The organism is Streptomyces profundus (assembly GCF_020740535.1).
Lineage (GTDB): Bacteria > Actinomycetota > Actinomycetes > Streptomycetales > Streptomycetaceae > Streptomyces > Streptomyces profundus.
Map to the genome: position 1 here is coordinate 6,792,257 of NZ_CP082362.1, position 13,654 is coordinate 6,805,910.

The 13,654-nt window shown below is 72.4% G+C and carries 9 protein-coding genes, 1 pseudogene and 1 riboswitch; of the genes and pseudogenes, 6 read left to right on the plus strand and 4 right to left on the minus strand.

Going from position 1 to position 13,654, the window contains the following annotated elements; genetic code table 11:
• Positions 1–62: 62 nt before the first annotated feature.
• Positions 63–275 carry a dodecin gene (locus K4G22_RS28515; protein WP_228083339.1) on the minus strand — a complete coding sequence of 71 codons (213 nt, stop codon included), beginning with the start codon at positions 273–275 and terminating at the stop codon, positions 63–65.
• A gap of 144 nt (positions 276–419) precedes the next feature.
• Positions 420–512: riboswitch (ZMP/ZTP riboswitch) on the plus strand.
• Between the two features lie 23 nt (positions 513–535).
• Between K4G22_RS28515 and K4G22_RS28520 the strand changes: the two genes are divergently transcribed.
• Both K4G22_RS28520 and K4G22_RS28525 read left to right on the plus strand, forming a co-directional pair.
• Positions 536–1,987: a glycine hydroxymethyltransferase gene (locus K4G22_RS28520; protein ID WP_228083340.1), complete on the plus strand. Its 1,452-nt coding sequence runs from the start codon at positions 536–538 to the stop codon at positions 1,985–1,987.
• Between the two features lie 204 nt (positions 1,988–2,191).
• Positions 2,192–2,395, plus strand: a pseudogene (locus K4G22_RS28525) (endonuclease V); the annotation flags it as partial.
• A 21-nt stretch (positions 2,396–2,416) separates the two neighbouring features.
• Here the strand turns inward: K4G22_RS28525 and K4G22_RS28530 are convergent.
• Entirely contained in the window at positions 2,417–3,466 is a 1,050-nt protein-coding gene (locus K4G22_RS28530) for an aminotransferase class V-fold PLP-dependent enzyme (protein ID WP_228083341.1), read from the minus strand.
• A 224-nt stretch (positions 3,467–3,690) separates the two neighbouring features.
• On the opposite strand from K4G22_RS28530, the gene K4G22_RS28535 reads away from it, so the two are divergent.
• A complete protein-coding gene (locus K4G22_RS28535) occupies positions 3,691–5,913 on the plus strand; it encodes a bifunctional serine/threonine-protein kinase/ABC transporter substrate-binding protein (RefSeq protein WP_228083342.1) in 2,223 nt (740 codons plus the stop codon).
• Between the two features lie 170 nt (positions 5,914–6,083).
• Entirely contained in the window at positions 6,084–7,226 is a 1,143-nt protein-coding gene (locus tag K4G22_RS28540; RefSeq protein ID WP_228083343.1) for a serine hydrolase domain-containing protein, read from the plus strand.
• A gap of 150 nt (positions 7,227–7,376) precedes the next feature.
• Here K4G22_RS28540 and K4G22_RS28545 read toward each other — a convergent pair whose 3' ends face one another.
• Both K4G22_RS28545 and K4G22_RS28550 read right to left on the minus strand, forming a co-directional pair.
• Positions 7,377–8,417: an NAD(P)/FAD-dependent oxidoreductase gene (locus K4G22_RS28545; protein WP_228083344.1), complete on the minus strand. Its 1,041-nt coding sequence runs from the start codon at positions 8,415–8,417 to the stop codon at positions 7,377–7,379.
• Positions 8,418–8,705: 288 nt separating this feature from the next.
• Entirely contained in the window at positions 8,706–9,884 is a 1,179-nt protein-coding gene (locus K4G22_RS28550) for a macrolide family glycosyltransferase (RefSeq protein WP_228083345.1), read from the minus strand.
• A 456-nt stretch (positions 9,885–10,340) separates the two neighbouring features.
• Here K4G22_RS28550 and K4G22_RS28555 point away from each other — a divergent pair, with 456 nt between their 5' ends.
• Both K4G22_RS28555 and K4G22_RS28560 read left to right on the plus strand, forming a co-directional pair.
• Entirely contained in the window at positions 10,341–11,405 is a 1,065-nt protein-coding gene (locus K4G22_RS28555) for a DUF1996 domain-containing protein (protein ID WP_228083346.1), read from the plus strand.
• Between the two features lie 185 nt (positions 11,406–11,590).
• Positions 11,591–13,432, plus strand: coding sequence for an adenylyl cyclase (locus K4G22_RS28560; RefSeq protein ID WP_228083347.1), 1,842 nt, complete (start codon positions 11,591–11,593; stop codon positions 13,430–13,432).
• Positions 13,433–13,654 lie beyond the last annotated feature (222 nt).

Genomic DNA, 13,654 nt, shown 5'->3' on the forward strand with positions numbered 1-13,654 from the left:
CCTGACGGCGACCCGGCCGGCGGCCGGCGGGCGGCGGGCGGTGGCTGATCGCCGGCAAGGCGCTACGCGTCCTCCAGGCGGAAGCCGACCTTCAGGCCGACCTGGTAGTGCTCGATCCGGCCGTCCTCGATATGGCCGCGGACCTGGGTCACCTCGAACCAGTCGAGTTGGCGCAGGGTGGCCGAGGCCCGTTCGATCGCGTTGTGGATGGCGGCGTCGACGCCTTCCGACGAGGACCCGACGATCTCGGTCACGCGATAGATATGGGCGGGCATGACGACCTCCGAGGGGTCGAGAGGGGCGTGGCGGCTGGTCTCAACGGTGCCCCAGCCGTCCGTGCCCCGCACCCGGAGCGCATCCGTCGTCAGGTGGGTGCCCGGATCTCGCCCATGGAGCTGACCGCGCGCGATGTTAGGCTCCCTGCGGGCCGTGACTGGCGCGTCAGGATGGGCGAAACCATCAGGGAGCGGCCACAGCGATGCGATGAGAAGCCGTGCGCCTGGGCCGTCGCGACGTCTGGTCAAGGAGGCCCTGAGTGTCAGCGGAGAGTTCGTCCCGCACCACCGAGTCCATCGCGTTCCGCTCCAGTCTCGACGTCGTTCGCGCCGTCGAGCCTCGGATCGCCGACGCGATCGGCGCCGAGATCGAGGACCAGCGCGCCTCGCTCAAGCTGATCGCCAGCGAGAACTACGCGTCCCCCGCCGTGCTCGCGGCCATGGGCAACTGGTTCAGCGACAAGTACGCCGAAGGCACCATCGGCCGCCGCTTCTACGCCGGCTGTCGCAACGTCGACACCGTCGAGGCCATCGCCGCCGAGCACGCTCGCGAGCTGTTCGGCGCCCAACACGCCTATGTGCAGCCGCACTCCGGGATCGACGCCAACCTCGTCGCGTTCTGGGCCGTTCTCGCCCAGCGGGTCGAGCTGCCCGCGCTGGAGCAGGCCGGGGTCCGTCAGGTCAACGACCTGACGGAGGAGGACTGGGAGAAGCTGCGCAAGTCGCTGGGCGAGCAGCGGATGCTCGGCATGTCGCTGGACGCCGGCGGCCATCTCACCCACGGGTTCCGCCCCAACATCTCCGGCAAGATGTTCCACCAGCGCAGCTACGGCACCGACCCGGAGACCGGGCTGCTGGACTACGAGGCGGTGCGGGCCTCGGCGCGCGAGTTCCGTCCGCTGATCCTGATCGCCGGCTACTCCGCCTACCCGCGCCGGGTCAACTTCCGCATCATGCGGGAGATCGCCGACGAGGTCGGCGCCACGCTGATGGTCGACATGGCGCACTTCGCGGGGCTGGTCGCCGGCAAGGTCCTCACCGGCGACTTCGACCCGGTGCCGCACGCGCAGATCGTCACCACCACCACCCACAAGTCGCTGCGCGGCCCGCGCGGCGGGATGGTGCTCTGCGACGACTCGCTCGCGGACCAGGTCGACCGTGGCTGCCCCATGGTGCTGGGCGGTCCGCTGCCGCATGTGATGGCCGCCAAGGCCGTCGCGCTCGCCGAGGCCCGGCAGCCCGAGTTCCAGGACTACGCCCAGCGGGTGGTGGAGAACGCCCAGGCGCTGGCCGAGGGCCTGGTGCGGCGCGGCGCCCGGCTGGTCACCGGGGGCACCGACAACCACCTCGCGCTGCTGGACGTCTCCGGCTACGGCCTCACCGGCCGGCAGGCCGAGGGCGCCCTGTTGGACGCCGGCATCGTCACCAACCGCAACTCCGTCCCGCGCGACCCCAACGGCGCCTGGTACACCTCCGGCATCCGGCTCGGCACCCCGGCGCTCACCACCCGTGGCCTCACCACGGACGGGATGGACGAGGTCGCCGAGCTGATCGACAGCGTCCTGCGCCGTACCGCGCCCGGCACCGCGAAGAGCGGCAAGCCGTCCAAGGCCACCTATGTGCTCGCCGACGGCGTCGCCAAGGAGGTCGCCGACCGCGCCGCCGATCTGCTGGCCAAGCACCCGCTCTACCCCCAGATCGACCTGGGCTGAGCCGGCGCTCGCGGCTCGCCATGCCGCTGCGCCTGGTCCATCCGCACACCACACCGACCACCGAGGCCGAGGCCGTCGCCGTCCAGCGACGGCCTCGGCCGTGGGCCGTCTACGAATCCTCGGGCCCCGGGCCAGGGGAGCCAGGCACGGTGGTCCGGGTCGACGTGGCCTCTGACGACGCGCGAAACCTGGCCGCCGCCGCCGTCGCCGCCGCTCGACGGGGAGGAGGAGGTGGGCCGGGCGCTGCGCACCCGGGACGGCGTCAAGCCCCTCTAAGTCTCGCCAGGGCACCGCACCACGCTGGACGACGCCTGCGCCCACACCTCGCGTCTGACCAGGGGCGTGCGGCTGCCGGAGACCACCCGCGCCGCCGGCCGGCTCTGCCGCGAGGCGCCGGTCGCCGCCTGACCGCTGCCCCGGCGGGGTGGTTCACCCCGCGCTCCGCAGCGCCGTCAGCGCCGCGTCCACCTCGGCCTCCGTGTTGTAGAGGTGGAACGCGAACCGCAGCCGGCCGGCCCGCCGCGTCACCCGCACTCCGGCGGCGGCCAGCGCCTCGGCGGCGCCCGCCGACTCCGCCACCGCCACGATCGGCGAGCCGTCGTGGCCGGCCGGCCGGCCCCACTCGGCCAGGCCCGCCCGGAACCGCTCGGCCAACGCCAGATCGTGGGCGCCGATGGCCTCCTGTCCGAGCCGCGCCACCAGCGCCAGCGAGAGTGCCGCGCCCAGATAGGGGAGGAACGCCGGGCTGGTGTCGAACCGCCGTGCGTCGGGGGCCAGTTCGTCGGCCACACCGAGCACCGCGCGCACCGGGTCGAGGGCCGACGCCCAGCCGGGGGAGAGCGGTGTCAGCCCGCCCCCGCCGGGAGGAACCGTCAGAAAGGACGCCCCCCGCGGGCACAGCAGCCACTTGAACGCGCCGCACACCGTGTAGTCGAAGTCGCCCGCGTCCAGCGGCAGCCAGCCCGTGGACTGGGTGGTGTCCACCAGCGTCGCCGCCCCGTGCCGGCGGGCCGCCTCGGCGATCGCCGCCAGATCGGCCGGCGCGCCGTCCATCGACTGGATCGAGGAGACCGCGACCAACCCCGTGCCGGGGCCCACCGCCTCGGCGAGGCCGGCCAGCGGCACCTGGCGCAGCCGCAGTTCGGAACGGAGCGCGAAGGGGGTGACCAGTGAGCTGAACTCGTTGCTGGCGCAGAGCACTTCGGTGCCCGGCGCCAACGCCTGGGCGATCAGTCCGACATGGGCGGAGACCGAACTGCCGACCGTCACTCGTTCGGGTGAAAGTCCCACCAGGGCGGCGAACGTCCGCCGGGCCGACTCCACCGCGCCGAAGTACCCCGGCTGGTCCAGCCGGCCCTCGGCCATGCCGTCCACCGCCGCCCGCAGCGCGGTGGCGGAGCAGGCCGGCAGCAGGCCGTGCGAGGCGGTGTCGAGGTAGCCGGGGTCGAGCGCGTACTCGGCTTCCGTCAAAGAGTCCATGACAGCAGTCTTGACCGGTTCAGCCGCCAGCACGCGCGAGGGGACCCCTTCCCCCCGTTCACTCCGGATTTCACCCCGAAAGCGCGAACACTCCCGGTGCTGGCCGGGGCACGCTAAGGTGCAGAGGACGAGGAACCGGGAGGGGCGGTGCGTCGACACCAGGTTACGGGCGGCGCTCGCGCGACGTGGGGCGTCGCCGGGCCGGCGGGGAAGAGCTGTTCGTCATGCGGGAGTTGACGCCGGCCGATCCGCGCCGCATCGGGGGTTATCTGCTGTTACGCCGGCTGGGCGAGGGCCGCAGCGGCGTGGTCTATCTGGCCCGTTCGCTCGGCGGCGAGCCCGTCGCGCTCAAGGTGATCCGGCCCGCCTACGCCTCCGATCCGGCGTTCCGCGCCCGGTTCGAGGCGGATGTGGCCACCGCCCGCCATGTCCGCGCCCGCCGGCTGGTCACGGTGGCCGCCGCCGACACCGCCGGCGGCACGGTCTGGGCGGCGTACCCGTATGTCGCGGGCCCCACCCTGACCGAGGCCGTCGCCGCGCACGGGCCACTGCCGCCGCGCACCGTGGGCGCCCTGGGCGCGCTGCTCGCCGAGTCGCTGAACGCGGTCCACCAAGGCGGGCTGACACACCGTGACCTGCGCCCTGGGCACGTGCAGTTGACGCTCGACGGGCCCAGGCTGACCGGCTTCGGCGGCTCCGGCACCCGAATAGGGCCCCCCGGCTATCTCTCGCCCGAACAGGCGGTCGGCGGCCCCGACTCGCTCGGCCCGCCGAGCGATGTCTTCGCTCTCGGATGCCTGTTGACGCTGGCCGCCACCGGCCGGGGGCCGTTCGGCGACGGCACCCCGCGCGAGCTGCTGCGTCGCGCCGCCTACGAGCCGGCCGATCTCGCGGATGTGCCGCGCGGCCTGCTGGAGGTCGTCCAGGCGTGCCTGCACAAGGACCCGCACCCCCGTCCCTCCGCCGCCGACCTCTGCCGGGAGCTGGCCGCCCCCGTGGGCGCCGGCTGGCTGCCGGGGCGGCTGGCCCGCGAGGTCGCCGCCCGTTACGCGGCGCCGCTGCCGCGCCCCGCCTCCCACGAGCCGTTCGCCGCCTGCGAGGCGCCGGACAACGGCTTCCCCCGGCTGCCGATCGCCCCCTCGGACGAGCGTGTCCCCGCCGAGCAACTTCCGGATGGCGCAGGAGAGTTGGGTGCATCGGCCGTCGGTGTCTCCGGCTTGTCCGACCCGGCGCCGCCACCGGCGGGGGACGCCGGCCAGGGCCGCCGCCGCACCCTGCGGCTGCTGGGCGGCGCGGGGGCGCTGGCCGCGTTCGGCTGGGGCGCCGGGCTGCTGATCAGGAACCAGACGGCCCCCGAGACACGGCCGGCGGCGCATACCGTCACCTACACCATCGGGTTGCACGCCGACCTCAGCGGCGAGCACGCCTCCTTCGGCAACGGGCAACAGCGCGGCCTCAACATGGCCATCGACGAGCTGAACCGCATGGGCAACCTCCCCTTCGCCCTGGCCGTCCGGACGCTCGACGACGCCGGTGACCGCGAGTTGGCCGCCGGCGTCGCCCGGCAGTTGGCGGACGACCCGCAGGTGATGGCGGTGATCGGCCCCACCCACGAGGAGGTGCTGCCGGCCGTCGCCGAGATCTATGGCGAGGCCGAACTCCCCCTGCTGGCCCTCTCGGTGAGCGATCTGGTGGATCGCGAGACCTGCCCCACGCTGTTACACGCCAGGCCGAGCACCGCGCTGGCCGGCCTCGCGGTCGGCGACTTCCTGTCCGGGCGCGCCGCCGCCCGGGTCGCCGTGCTCGACGATCTCTCGGCCGGCGAGTACAGCGGCCAGACCACCAGGGTGGTCAACGGCACCATGGACCGCGAGCGGTTCGAGGTGTATCCGAGGGAACTGCACGCCGAGCAGACGGACTTCACCGCGCTCGCCACCGAACTGCTGGCCGACGGCGTGGACGCCGTGGTCTGGTGCGGCTTCGCCGAGGGCGCCGGGCAGCTGGCGCGGGCGTTACGCGACGCGGGCTTCGACGGCCTCGGGCTCGCGACCGAACGGGCCATCGGGCCACAGTACTTCCGTCACACCGGCCAGCCGCCCGACGACTGGTTCTTCCTCGCCACCTACACCGATCCGCGCCGCGACCCACGCGCCAGGGACTTCGGCCGGGCCCACCGCGAACGCTTCGGCTGGGATCCGGACCCCTACGCGGCCGAGGGCTATGACGCCGCCCGGATGCTCGTCGGCGCGATGCGAGGCACGGTGGAGCGGAACGACACACTCGGCAGGACCGAGCTGTTCGCACGGCTCAGGGCCAGCCAGTACCGGGGCGTGGCCAGGGATCTGGCCTTCGACTCCGTCGGCGACTACGCCGGCGGCGGCCCACTCGCCTACCTCTACCAGGCCCACCTCGGCGAACTCCGCTTCCAGGGCGCTCTTTCACACTAGGGCCGCTCTCTCGGATCCTCGCGCCGCTCGCTCCCCACGAACGGGGCGGCGGCAATTCCCTCGCGGTCGACCGGACTCGTCCGTAGGGTGGCCCGGTTGATCATTCCGTGGCGCGGGGGCCGCTCCCCGTGGCGGGGACGGAACCACCGGCCTCTGGAGGGCGAACGGCGATGGACGAACGAAACGGATGGGCCGACGATCGCTGGGGAGCCGTCGCCGACACCTTCGCGCGCACCTTCGCCGACTCCGCGGAACTCGGCGCGGCCGTCACGGTGTTCGTCGACGGGCGCAAGGTCGTCGAGGTGTGGGACGGGGTCGCCGACCCGCGCACCGGGCGGGCCTGGACCCAGGACACCGCGGTCCCCGTCTTCTCGTGCGCCAAGGGCCTGGTGAGCCTGTGCGCGCACCTCCTCGCCCAGCAGGGCAGGCTCGACCTGGACGCGCCGGTGAGCCGCTACTGGCCCGAATTCGCCCAGGCGGGCAAGGAGTTGATCACCAGCCGCATGGTCCTGGCCCACCGGGCCGGCCTCCCCGCCCTGGACGCGGTGCTCGACTTCGACCAGATCGCCGCCTGGACCCCGGTGGTCCGGGCCATCGAGGAGCAGCGCCCCCTCTGGGCGCCCGACACCGCCCACGAGTACCACGGCCATGTCTTCGGATTCCTGCTCGGCGAGGTCATCCGCCGGATCACCGGCGACACCCCGGGCGCCTTCTTCCGCCGCGCGATCGGTGACCCGCTGGGTCTGCGCGCCTGGATCGGCCTGCCACCCGAGGAGTGGGACGCCCGCGCCCGCCTCGTCGAGGCCGAGCGGCGTCCCCCGATGCCAGGACCAGAGCATCTGCTCACCCGCATCGTCACGATGAACGGCGCCCTGGTCTTCCCCGGCCTCGACGAGCCGCGCGGCTGGAACGATCCGGCGCTGCTGGCCATGGAGTTGCCCGGCGCGGGCGCCGTCGCCTCGGCGACCGGCCTCGCCGGCGTCTACGCGGCGGCCGTCACCGGCATCGGCGACCGGGAGCGGCTGCTCACCGAGGACACCGTGACGGACGCCGTCCGCGAGATCTCGTCCGGCAAGGGCTGGCTCGGCTTCGACGCCGGGGCGCGCTGGGGCTCGGGCTGTCTGCTGAACTCCGCGTTCCGCCCGATGCTGGGCGAACGCAGCTTCGGCAACGACGGCGCCGGCGGCCAGTTCGCCTTCGGCGACGACAGCCACGGGGTGGGCTTCGCCTATGTCACCAACCGCATGATCGGCCACGGCGACGCCCGTGCCACCCGCCTGGTGGCAGCGGTCCGCGCCTGCCTGGGCGCCTGACCCGCCCGGTCCGACGCCCGGGGCAGCTCAGCGCGAAGCGCCCGGACCTGGGCGTTCGGCCGCGCGCGGAGAGCGAGCGCATCACCCACACCGTCGCGCCCGCCGAAGGCCTCGCGGCGAGTCGCCATCCGGGGTGAGGTCCGCCCACTGTCAGCGGTGGACGCGTGGCCGGCAACGCAGAAGCGCGCGAGCCGGTTTGGCGGTCACGAGTTCGTCTGCGACAAGCCGTCCGACGGTGGGTGCCAGGGTGACGCCGGGGTGCATCACGGCGACGTAGACGGATCGATCGTGTGTCGCGTATCCGATGAGGGGTCCGTGCGCGGGCACGGGACGTCTGCCGGTGCGGTAGCCCAGCAGGCGACACCCATCGCTGCCACGAAAGGCCGTCCGCAGGCGCCGAAGCGCGTCGTGCGCGGCCTGTTCCCGGAGCGCCGCGGGGCCGTCAACGTATGGCAGGGTCAGCAGAAGGTCGCCGTCACGAACTTCTCGGACCTCGAAATCAGGTGTGGCCACGATGGTTCTGACCAGGCCGGGTGGCGCTGCGATCCGTGCGAGGGTGGCCGGAGAGGCAGCGACGGGCAGGTGGACCGGCAGCGGCTCGCAGAGCTCGGGGACGCTGGTTCCGGCAGTGAGCACGACGGTCGCCGCGCGGTGGAGCCCCGTCGCGGACAGCACTCCCTCGACGCGCTCACCGGACATCTGCAACGAGGTGACGGCGGTCTCGTAGCGCACGGTGGCTCCACGGGCCTCGGCCGCGGCCACGAGTGCCCTGGTCAGGGCCGTCGCATCGACACCGGCGTCGCTGGGAACGTGGACGGCCTGAGCGGGCGGGTTCCGGAGGTCGGGTTCCAGGGCGGCGATGTCGCCTCGCCCGACGCGGAACTGCCCGGACGCCAGCCGTGACTCCTGGTCAGGACCGCCTCCCCAGTTCAGCGAGCCGGTCCGGCGGAGGGCGAAGGGCGGCAGTTCGGCCTCCAAACGCCGGTAGTCCGCCAGAACGTACTCGCGTAGGTCCTGTGCTCCGCCGGGCCAATCGCCTCCCGACCCGCCGATCCAGGCGAAGGAGTTAGCGGTGACCCCGGTGCCCGGCCCCGGCCCCCGCTCAAGCAAGGTGACCGGAACCCCTCGATCCGCCAGGTGGTAGGCCACTGAGGCACCGACGATTCCGGCGCCGACGACAACGGCTGACATGAGGTCCTTTTCGCTGGGGCGATGGCCGCTCGGGCTGTGCCGCGGCCCGCGGCGACATGATGGGACCGCCGCCGGACGGGCGCAACGGGATTATGCGGCGCCTCGCCCTCGCGACCGCCGCGCACAGAGACACGCCGACCGAACCGAGGACGCGCGCGTACCGCGGCGGCCCGGCCGCCATCGCCGACTGAGGGGGAGCACCGGGCCAACGAGACGCGAGAGGGCGAACGGCCCCACCGGCCTGGGTATCGGGCCGGTGGGGCCGTGGCGGCCAGGGGCCGGCCCAGCTCAGCCCAGGGTCTCCTCGACCAGGTCGGCCGCCCGTGCCGTGCCGCCCTCGGCCAGGGCTCGCGCGCGCAGCTCCGCCGAGCGTCGGGCGACCGTGGGGTCGCCGGTCAGCGCGAGCAGCGCCTCGCGCAGCCGGTCCGCCGTGGCCTCCTCGGTGTCGAGCCGGCGGGCCACGCCAAGGTCGACCAGCCGGTCGGCGTTGGCGAACTGCTCGGCGGCCTGCGGCACCGCGATCATCGGGACCCCCGTGAACAGGCCCTCGCCGCTGCCGCCCATCCCGGCGTGGGTGACGAACGCGTCGGCCTGCTCCAGCACCCGCAACTGCGGGACCCAGGAGTGCGTTTCGACATTCGCCGGGATCGTCCCCAGCTCCTCGGGGTCGGTGTACTTGCCGATCTGGAGCACCACATGCCAGCCGGGCAGATCGCCGAAGGCCGCGAGGCACCGCCGGTAGAACTCCGGCAGCCGGGTGAAGGCGGAGCCCAGGGAGACCAGCAGCACCCGTTCGGCGTCCGCCGGGCGCGTCCAGTCCCCGTCGCCCGCACGGTCGCCGAAGCAGGGGCCGACGAAGGTGACCACCTGGTCGTCCACCCGGTCCAGGTTGGGCTGCATGACGCTGGGCACCAGGGCGAGGGCGCGGGGCGGTCGGCCGGAGAACGCGTCCAGGTCGGTGGTGGTCGCCCCGGTCTCGGCGAGCCAGCCGGTGAACCTGGCGCGGTAGGCGTCCGCGCCCGGCAGCTGCCAGAGCTGGGCCGCCACCTCCTCCTCATAGCCCTGCCAGGCCACATACGTCGGCGACAGCTGGAGCAGCCGCCGGCCCTGCGACTCGGCGAGCACCCGCGCCCCATAGGCGCCGATGTCGTAGAGGTAGAGGTCGGCGGGGTCGGGGTCGTAGGCCGCGCGGAGCTGGGGGAGGGCCTGGATCGCGTCCTCCAGGAAGACGCCCATCGCGCCGATCGCGTCCTCGGGCCAGCGGTTGTCGGTCACCGGCAGCGTGGAGCGGACGGGTACGAACGTGGCGCCGGTGGACTCCACCAGCTCGACGACGGCGGGATCGTTGGCGTAGGTGACGCGGTGGCCCCGTGCCACCAGCTCGCGGATGACCGCGAGGCTGGGCAGGACATGGCTGACGGCCGGGATACCGACCATCGCGATATGGGCAGGACGGCGTTGTGACATCGGGCATCACTCGTCTCAAGGAGATCACGGCGGGGGAAAGGGGGTGCGCGAACGGGCGCCCGCAGCCGCCTCAGGCGGGGGGCGCGCTCAGGGATCGCGGGACCGGGCGGGGGCGTGGACCCTGGCCCGGCCGGTCAGCCGTGGATCAGCCGTAGATCTGGAAGTGCATCCCCCGACTATAGCCCCCGGTCGAGGCGTTGATCAGGCACTCGTATCCCGGAAACGTTTCCCGGCGCCCCGAACGCGGTCCGGTGGCGCCCAGCCCCGTTGGACAGAGGCCCCGTCCGCTTCGACGGCCGACCCGGCCCGCGCGGCGCCTTCGCCTCAAGCCCCGCCGGTTCCGGGAAAGTTCCGGTTCCTCCTGTCCGTTCACCGAGCATTGACACGTTCTCATCATCAACGCAACACTGCCGATGGGAGAGCGCTCTCCCATTACCAAGCGACTCGGAGGTCCGCATGGTACGTAGAACGACCCTGATGTCCGGCACGCTCGCGGCGGCAGCGCTCGCGCTCGTCGCGGCGGGGTTGGGCACCATGGGCGCCGCAGCCGCACCGGCCGGGGAAGCCGCCCCCGAATCGGTCGCGGTCGACCACTCCACTCACCAGACCCACCAACAGATGATGATGGCCGCCCCGCCGGGTGAGTGGATTCCGGTGGACGAGCCGGTCGAGGGCATCGAGCCCAACCCCGACGCGCCGTTCCGTGAGCACCGCGAGTTCCAGGCGAACTGTTCGGTGACCCACACCGGCGACAACGATCCGATCGTCTTCCCCGGCATGCCGGGGGCCTCGCACAACCACACCTTCATGGGCAACGACACCACCGACGCGTACAGCGACGAGGAGTCACTGAACGAGGGGACGAGCAGCTGCGCTGTTCCGGCCGACCTCTCGGCCTACTGGATGCCGACCCTGTACAACGGTGACGAGGAGGTCCGTCCGCGAGGGCCCCAGGTCATCTACTACAAGTCGGCCATCCGGGACCACGAGTCGGTGCGTCCCTTCCCCACCGGCCTGCGCTATGTCGTCGGCGACCCGATGCAGACCGCCGATGAGTTCGAGAACCACCCCGGCTACGTCCAGGGCTGGGAGTGCGGCGACGACTACGAGAACGTGAACTTCCCGGCGGACTGCCCGCCGGGCTCCCAGCTGAACGTGCGCTACCAGGCACCGGGTTGCTGGGACGGACGGCATCTGGACTCGCCCAACCACCAGGACCACATGGCCTACCCGGTGGTGGAGAACAACCAGGACGTCTGCCCCGCCAGCCACCCGGTGGCCGTGCCGATGATCGAGTTCAAGATGGCGTTCCCGGTGGACGGGGACATGTCGCAGGTGCGGTTGGCCAGCGGTCCGGCCTACTCGTTCCACTACGACTTCTTCAACAACTGGGACGAGGCCACGCTCGACGCCCTGGTGTCCCACTGCATCAACCGTGGCCTCCAGTGCGACACCCGGGGCTACGACCAGTACAACCCCGAAGAGGGAGCCGCCCTCAACGAGGACCACGAGCTTCCCTGACCCCCCCCACGGGCCTGATCCCAGGCCCTGACCTTCCCGTAGCGGCCGACCCGGCACCGGGCCGGGTCGGCCCGAACCCCCACGAGAGCGCTCTCCGTCACGCCTTCCCCTCACGCTTTCCTCACTGCTTCCCGCCCCCCACCAGCAGCCCGGCCAGCGACGGCCGGGAGGAACAAGGAGATCCCGTGCCATCCCCCCAGTCATCCGACGCCCCCGAGCACCGTCGCCCCAGCGGGCTGACCCGGCGGGCCACCCTGGCCGGACTGGCCGCCACGGTGGTCACCTCAGCCGCCGCGACCCACGCGCTGGCCAACAGCTCCTCCGCGCCCAACGGCCCGGCCCGGCGTCCCGCCGCCCTCGCCGCCGGCACCCCCATCACCCAGGCCGACCCCGTCCTCGGCCCCAACGTCACCGTGTTCGACCCCTCGATGTCCATCGGGGACATCCAGGCCACCCTGAACGCGGCGTTCGAGCAGCAGGAGACGGCCCAGTTCGGCTCCGGCCGGTTCGCCTTCCTGTTCCGGCCGGGCAACTACCAGGACCTCGACGTCAACATCGGCTACTACACCCATGTGGCCGGCCTCGGGCAGTCGCCCGACGACGTCAACATCACCGGTTGGGTCCGCGTCGAGGCCGACTGGTTCGACGGCAACGCCACCCACAACTTCTGGCGTTCGGCCGAGAACCTCTCCGTCACCCCCTGGGACGGTTACAACCGTTACGCCGTCTCCCAGGCCGCACCCATCCGCCGGGTGCACATCCGGGGCGAGATGCCGCTGTGGAACGGCTACGACGGGTGGGCCAGCGGCGGCTTCATGGCCGACTCCAAGGTGGACCGGGTCGTCTCCGGCTCCCAGCAGCAGTGGCTGACCCGCAACAGCGAGCTGGGCGAATGGGCCGGCTCGGTGTGGAACATGGTCTTCGTCGGTGTGGAGGGCGCCCCGCCGCACCACTTCCCCAACCCCTCGCACACCGTCGTCGCCAGCGCCCCGAAGGTCAAGGAGAAGCCCTACCTCTACCTGGACGGCTCCGACTACGCCGTCTTCGTGCCCGACATCCGCACCGACGCCACCGGCACCAGCTGGAGCGACGGCCCGACGCCCGGCACCTCCATCCCGCTGAGCGAGTTCCATGTGGCCCATGAGGGCGACGACGCGGCCGGCATCAACGCCGCGCTGGCCGACGGCAAGCACCTGCTGATCACCCCGGGGATCTACCACATCACCGAGACCATCGAGGTCACCCGGCCCGACACCATCGTGCTGGGCATCGGCCTCGCCACCCTGATCCCCGAGGGCGGCATCAACGCCGTCAAGGTCGCCGACGTGGACGGCGTGCAGATCGCCGGCATCCTGATCGACGCCGGGCCGGGCGGCTCGGAGACGCTCCTCGAAGTCGGCGACGAGGGCTCGTCGACCCGCCACCAGGACAACCCCATCCACCTGCACGACGTGTTCGCCCGGATCGGCGGCGCCGGCGCCGGCAGCGCCGACCGCAGCGTGGTGGTGCACAGCCACGACACCCTGATCGACCACGTCTGGCTCTGGCGCGGCGACCACGGCGAAGGCGTCGGCTGGGACGTCAACCCCGCCCGCAACGGCCTGGTCGTCAACGGCGACGACGTCACCGGCTACGGCCTCTTCGTCGAGCACTACCAGGAACACCAGGTCATCTGGAACGGCGACAACGGGCGCACCTACTTCTACCAGTGCGAGCTGCCCTACGACCCGCCGAACCAGGCCGCCTGGATGAACGGCGACGAACTCGGCTGGACCGCCTACGTGGTGGCCGACGACGTCACCAACCACACCGCCTACGGCCTGGGCGTCTACAGCCTGATGCTGGAGGACGAGACGATCACCACCGAGCGCGCGATCTCGACGCCCGAGGGCGGCGGCATCGACTTCACCAGCATGGTGATCGTGTCGCTCGGCCAGCTCGGCATCATCAACCACGTCATCAACGACCTGGGCGGCCCGGCCGGTCCCGGGCTCAACGACGGCATCTTCTACCTGCCGGGCAACTGAGTCGGGACAGCGAGCTGGGATCGGATCCGGTGCCGGTCCCATCCGCCGCTGCCGCGAGCCTGGGCGGGCTCGCGGCAGCGGCATCCGCCTGTCCGCCGAGCGGCGGCCAGCCGGCGCGGTTCGGTTAGGATGGGCGCGCGATTCACCCGCATGCCGCAGCGCGTGCCGGTGAACGCCGAAGGACGACGTAGCGAAGGACGACTGTCGAAGGAAGAGAGAAGG

What these genes read in the sequence shown, in the direction of transcription:
- K4G22_RS28535 (WP_228083342.1), top strand. Translation starts at nt 3,691, where the DNA reads ATGCGGGAGTTGACGCCGGCCGATCCGCGCCGCATCGGGGGTTATCTG.
- K4G22_RS28530 (WP_228083341.1), bottom strand. Translation starts at nt 3,466, where the DNA reads ATGGACTCTTTGACGGAAGCCGAGTACGCGCTCGACCCCGGCTACCTC.
- K4G22_RS28540 (WP_228083343.1), top strand. Translation starts at nt 6,084, where the DNA reads ATGGACGAACGAAACGGATGGGCCGACGATCGCTGGGGAGCCGTCGCC.
- K4G22_RS28515 (WP_228083339.1), bottom strand. Translation starts at nt 275, where the DNA reads ATGCCCGCCCATATCTATCGCGTGACCGAGATCGTCGGGTCCTCGTCG.
- K4G22_RS28545 (WP_228083344.1), bottom strand. Translation starts at nt 8,417, where the DNA reads ATGTCAGCCGTTGTCGTCGGCGCCGGAATCGTCGGTGCCTCAGTGGCC.
- K4G22_RS28550 (WP_228083345.1), bottom strand. Translation starts at nt 9,884, where the DNA reads ATGTCACAACGCCGTCCTGCCCATATCGCGATGGTCGGTATCCCGGCC.
- K4G22_RS28555 (WP_228083346.1), top strand. Translation starts at nt 10,341, where the DNA reads ATGGTACGTAGAACGACCCTGATGTCCGGCACGCTCGCGGCGGCAGCG.